Genomic DNA, 4966 nt, shown 5'->3' with positions numbered 1-4966 from the left:
GCGTGTATTGGAAATGGAAAGCTATATTCTTTCCATTTCCAATACACGCACCAATTCCGACACCATAATATGAGGCACCAGCTAAATATACATTTGGATAAAGATTCGTCATTTTTTCTTGCAATGCTTGAACCGCTTGATTATGTTCTAAATGATATTTCGGCATTAAATCTTTCCAATTTGTAACTTCGACTACTTCTGGCTCACCTTTAATTCCGAGACTCTTTTCAATATCATATAAAGCTACTCGTACTAATTCTTCTTCACTATAATTTTTGATTGTTTCATATACCGGATTGGTGCTCTTATAAAACATTCTTACTAATAATTTTTGTTTACCCGATGTATGTTTCCACTTTCGACTTGTCCATGTACAAGCATCACAATGTAAATCACTGTTTTCCGTTACAATAAACCCTGTGCCGTCAGCTGGTAGTTGTTCATCTAGTATGTCAAATCCTAAGTAAATACTTATAAGAGATGAGTTTTTAAATGTATTAAACTGCTCATTTAACTCATTAGACTGTAATAAAGTTTGTGCTATATCATGCGGAGCTGCTAAAACAACATAATCAGCTTGTATTGTTTCATGATTTACAAAAGAAATCTCATATCGATCTTCTTGTTTACTTACAGCCGTCGTTATAGCACCTTTTTTTACGACAGTTTCAGTGAGCACTTCTTCTAAGCGATTAATTATCGTAGATAGTCCACCTTTAAATGATACGAATTTTTTATTTCCTGCTGATTGAAATTGTTTTTTATTCTCTTCAAAACCTTTAATAATACTTCCATACTTATTTTTATAATCCAGTAAATACGGTAATGTAGATGCCATTGTAAGCTCATTCAACTTACCAGAATATACGCCTGAAAGTACAGGAGCAATTTGTCTTTCCACTAACTCTTTCCCTAAGAAACTTTCTAAAAATAGAGCAAGTGATGTATCTTCCGTAAACTCTTTATTTTTCGTTATGAAATCTTTTAAAGCTACGATTTTCCCTTTCGTTGAGACTAGCGTACTGCTAAACAAAGACTGGGCGCTCATCGGTATCCCAAATATAGTATCAGAAGGAATCGGATGTAACATGTTTTCAGAATATATGTAAGAAATACCCGTTTCATTATATACCATTTCATCTTCTAAATTTAAATCTTTTACAAGTGGCATAACATATTCATTACGAGCAACGATTGAATCCGCTCCTGACTCCATAATGAAATCCTTTTCTTCCACACTATGGATTTTACCACCTAAATACTCTTCTTTCTCAATAAGAATAAAATTTAAATCGATATTATAATCCTTTTTTAATTTTTCTAAATAAAACATAGTAGAAAGTCCCGTTATACCTCCACCGATAACAACAACTGTTTTCATATGTGCTGCGCTCCTAACCGATACAATTAATAATTCCTTTTTATTATAACCAAAAGTCCTTATATTCGACTAGCAAGTTGCGCATTCTGTAAGAAATTAGACAATATATTTGAATATATTTTCAAATTACCTAATAAAAAAGAACTATAACATATACAAACCACGTCATAGTTCTCTTTATTTTAAAAACATAAAGTAATTGATTAATTTGTCTAGTTCTTGACTCAATGCCGATACTTTTTCATGTTGAATTCCATAATCCGATACTAAATATAAAAGTTCTTCTTTTTTTATTTCAATTACTTTTTCCAATTTCGCTAGTTCCATGTCGTTTTACATCTCTCCAAAAATAAAATGTATGTATTTCAGTATAGCCTACTTACATAATTAGTAAAAGTAAAATACGCATGTAAAATCTTACATATTTGAAAAAATAATATACTACTAACAAAAAAAGAAACTAGATTAAGCTTCCTTTTACAGATTATTGACGTTCATTAAGAATGAATAACATACCGGAATTTTTCTAATGTTATATCTTTATAATTTGGAGCTCTCTTTATATGATTAAAATAACTGGCAATTGCAGCTGCTCCAAAATGCGCATGCCAAATATCATTTGTTTCTTTTTTACATTGAAAAATAATTGAAAGGCCGCCTTTTAAAATACTTTTGTTTTCCATTTTCTTTCTCCTCTAGTTAAAATCACTATATTTTCATCCTAAAGATGGTGTCAGTACAAATAAAATGTGATTCGATTCATCACTTTTATTCAAAAATCGATGCTTCACATTTGGTGGAATACGTACAACATCGCCTTCTTCTAAAAAATATTCTTTTCCCTCCAATTCTACGTACACTTCCCCTTTCATAATAACAGCAATCTCTTCCTTATCTTCATGGGAATAATGACTTTCTGTTGTGTTTGCTTGTTTATTTAAATCCATCATTAACATTTCAATACGTGCTTTCATAAAATCAGGTGTTAATACATCATATACAATGTGATCATTGTTTTCCCGATATACTTTTTTTCGATCTTTTTTCTTAGAAATGAGCGAATCTGTATCGATATCATTAATAAAAAGTGTAAACAGCGGTACATTTAATGCTTTTGCAATTAACTCCAAAACATTTAAAGAAGGATTAGCATGTCCTCTTTCAATTTGGCTAATTAGTGATGTACTAATCCCTGCATAATCAGCAAATTCACGAATTGTCATATTATTTTTCTTACGATAACTTAATACTGTTTGTCCAAGCCTATCATGTATCATAGTAAAACTTCCTTTCGTCCATCATAATGCATATTTCATTGTCTTTGTGCTGACATACTAAACAAAGGCAAATAATCCTTTCCTATTATCTCCGGGACTTATATACTTACTTTTGTACATTATATCGCATTAAGTTTATTATAATAAACATTCTATCGGAGGGACAAACTTTGAAATCACCTATTCTTTCATATTTTATCTTATTTTTTGGTGTATTCGCCTTATCAACTTCAGCAATTTTTGTAAAATTGGCAGATGCTCCTGCGACAATCATTGCTTTTTACCGATTATTCTTTGCCACACTGATCCTGTTACCGTTATTACTATTTAATAAAAATAGTCGAAATGAGCTAAAAACTTTAACGAAAAAACAATGGACATTCGGATTCACATCTGGGCTATTTTTAGCTGCACATTATGTACTATGGTTTGAATCATTACAATATACTTCTGTAGCAAGCTCTACAGTTATCGTAACGTTACAACCTTTGTTCTCAATGATTGGTGGTTATTTTTTATTTAAGGAGAGATTTACGAAAGGAGCGGTTATTGGTTGCCTCATCGCTATTTCAGGTAGTATCATCATTGGCTGGCAAGATTTCAAAATTAGTGGAGAAGCTTTATATGGAGATATTTTAGCATTTATCGCTGCCGGTATCATTACTGCTTATTTTTTCATTAGCCAACACGTTCGTAAAGATTTGTCACTTATACCATATTCGGTAATTAGTTATGGAAGTAGTGCTGGCTTTCTTAGCATATTTGCTTTCATGCAACAAGAATCTTTCATCCATTACTCTACACAAACTTGGTTGTGCTTTATTGGATTAGCTTTCATTGCTACAATTTTAGGACAAACCATTTTTAATTGGTTATTAAAATGGATGAGTGCTACTGTAATTTCAATGAGTATTTTAGGTGAAACAATTGGCACTTGTATGCTAGCGTACTTTATATTACATGAGACTATTTCTTTACAACAAGGACTAGGAATTACCGTTATTTTTATTGGTTTAGTATTATTTTTATTACAGCCAAATTCTAATGAAAAAGCATGACAGTATACTGTCATGCTTTTAACTATTCATTATGTACAATTAAACCATTCGGTCTAAAACGACTCATCATAATTTCATTAATAAACTTTCCGTGAGCTTTCAAATTCCCTATCTTTACTCCCTCTTCTACAAATCCAAATTTTTCATATAAAGCTTTTGCTTTTGGATTCGTTTCTAACACACCTAGTTCTACTCTCTCTAACATTAACCAATTATCAGCCAGATCAAGCATCTTCATAAGAAGTGCTTTCCCAATTCCTTTATTATGATATTCACTGTCTACCCCAATGAATAAATCGCCTGAATGAGATCTTCGGCCCGGACTTTGTGTTAAACCTACAAATCCAACAACTTCTCCATCATATTCTGCAACAAATTCAAATTGATTTGGTGCTAAATTTCGAATTCTATTTTCCATAGCTTCTACACGCATGCTAGGTAAGAAAACCATATACGGTAAAACGTCATCCTGTATACATATACGATGAATTGCTCTAGCATCTTGTATTTCTACTGCTCTAACGTTGATCCCCATCTTTCTCTCCTCCATATAAATAACAATATATTTGTTTGTGTGTATTCTAGAAACGTGTATGAATGACCTTCTCACTCGTATTTCTTTATGTCATTTTTACATAATTATTTCGATATAATACTTAATTTCCAAAAAGATTAACAACTATATGGATTTGGTTAACTTTTCGCCTCGTTATATAAATTAAGCAAATTTTCAATTGGAATACCATTTAGTTTCATGCCGACTATATTACAATTTTCTATTTCAATATTTTTCAGATTACTATTACTTATAGTGCTGCCTTCCAAATCACATTTATCGAATACAATAGGTTCCTTCTCATCTCCGAGACTTGTATTTTTAAATTGCACTCCACCTAAAGTCACCAAATTAAATTTACTGCCAGAAAGATTTAAATCTGCATATGATGACCATCTAAAATTTATATTTCTAAACTTTGATTGACTTACATTACAATTACTCATATTCATATTTATTATATTGCTACCAACAAATGAACTGTTTTTTAAATTCACTTGATAATACCCTGTATTCGCTAAATTACAGTTTTCGTATTGACTATTTTTCATATCTTTATTTGTAACTACACTCTCTTTGTTTGAGCTTGTTTTTATTCTTTTCACGTAACAATACTCATCTTCCGATTCAAAAATCATTTGGTAGCCCATCTTTTTATAAATGTGATGATTATTAATTTGTCTACTAGATGTTT

Annotated in this window: 7 protein-coding genes; 1 reads left to right on the top strand and 6 read right to left on the bottom strand. The window is 31.1% G+C overall.

Annotated features, from left to right (window positions below; genetic code table 11):
• The 4 genes from ABWK52_RS28640 to ABWK52_RS28625 form a co-directional block, all read right to left on the bottom strand.
• Positions 1-1381 (bottom strand): protoporphyrinogen oxidase (locus ABWK52_RS28640; protein WP_353772343.1); only part of this gene is annotated, 1381 nt, incomplete at its 3' end.
• Positions 1382-1558: 177 nt separating this feature from the next.
• Entirely contained in the window at positions 1559-1708 is a 150-nt protein-coding gene (locus ABWK52_RS28635; protein WP_353772342.1) for a Spo0E family sporulation regulatory protein-aspartic acid phosphatase, read from the bottom strand.
• 170 nt (positions 1709-1878) lie between these two features.
• Positions 1879-2064, bottom strand: coding sequence for a hypothetical protein (locus ABWK52_RS28630; RefSeq protein WP_000428897.1), 186 nt, complete (start codon positions 2062-2064; stop codon positions 1879-1881).
• A 33-nt stretch (positions 2065-2097) separates the two neighbouring features.
• Complete coding sequence (locus ABWK52_RS28625) at positions 2098-2658, bottom strand: helix-turn-helix domain-containing protein (protein WP_000581029.1); 561 nt, start codon at positions 2656-2658, stop codon at positions 2098-2100.
• A gap of 170 nt (positions 2659-2828) precedes the next feature.
• Here ABWK52_RS28625 and ABWK52_RS28620 point away from each other — a divergent pair, with 170 nt between their 5' ends.
• Positions 2829-3716 (top strand): DMT family transporter, encoded by an 888-nt coding sequence (locus ABWK52_RS28620; protein WP_000841812.1) that lies wholly within the window; start codon positions 2829-2831, stop codon positions 3714-3716.
• A gap of 22 nt (positions 3717-3738) precedes the next feature.
• Here the strand turns inward: ABWK52_RS28620 and ABWK52_RS28615 are convergent, their stop codons facing one another.
• Together ABWK52_RS28615 and ABWK52_RS28610 are read right to left on the bottom strand one after the other, a co-directional pair.
• Positions 3739-4251 (bottom strand): GNAT family N-acetyltransferase, encoded by a 513-nt coding sequence (locus ABWK52_RS28615; RefSeq protein WP_000512617.1) that lies wholly within the window; start codon positions 4249-4251, stop codon positions 3739-3741.
• A gap of 158 nt (positions 4252-4409) precedes the next feature.
• On the bottom strand, positions 4410-4966 hold a 557-nt coding region (locus ABWK52_RS28610; RefSeq protein WP_353772341.1), incomplete at its 5' end, for a pentapeptide repeat-containing protein.

The sequence above is a fragment of the Bacillus sp. AP50 genome (assembly GCF_040492675.1).
Taxonomy (GTDB): domain Bacteria; phylum Bacillota; class Bacilli; order Bacillales; family Bacillaceae_G; genus Bacillus_A; species Bacillus_A cereus.
The sequence above is the reverse complement of the archived record's forward strand: the minus strand, read 5'-3'. Positions and strand labels throughout refer to the sequence as shown.

What these genes read in the sequence shown, in the direction of transcription:
- ABWK52_RS28635 (WP_353772342.1), bottom strand. Translation starts at nt 1,708, where the DNA reads ATGGAACTAGCGAAATTGGAAAAAGTAATTGAAATAAAAAAAGAAGAA.
- ABWK52_RS28630 (WP_000428897.1), bottom strand. Translation starts at nt 2,064, where the DNA reads ATGGAAAACAAAAGTATTTTAAAAGGCGGCCTTTCAATTATTTTTCAA.
- ABWK52_RS28625 (WP_000581029.1), bottom strand. Translation starts at nt 2,658, where the DNA reads ATGATACATGATAGGCTTGGACAAACAGTATTAAGTTATCGTAAGAAA.
- ABWK52_RS28615 (WP_000512617.1), bottom strand. Translation starts at nt 4,251, where the DNA reads ATGGGGATCAACGTTAGAGCAGTAGAAATACAAGATGCTAGAGCAATT.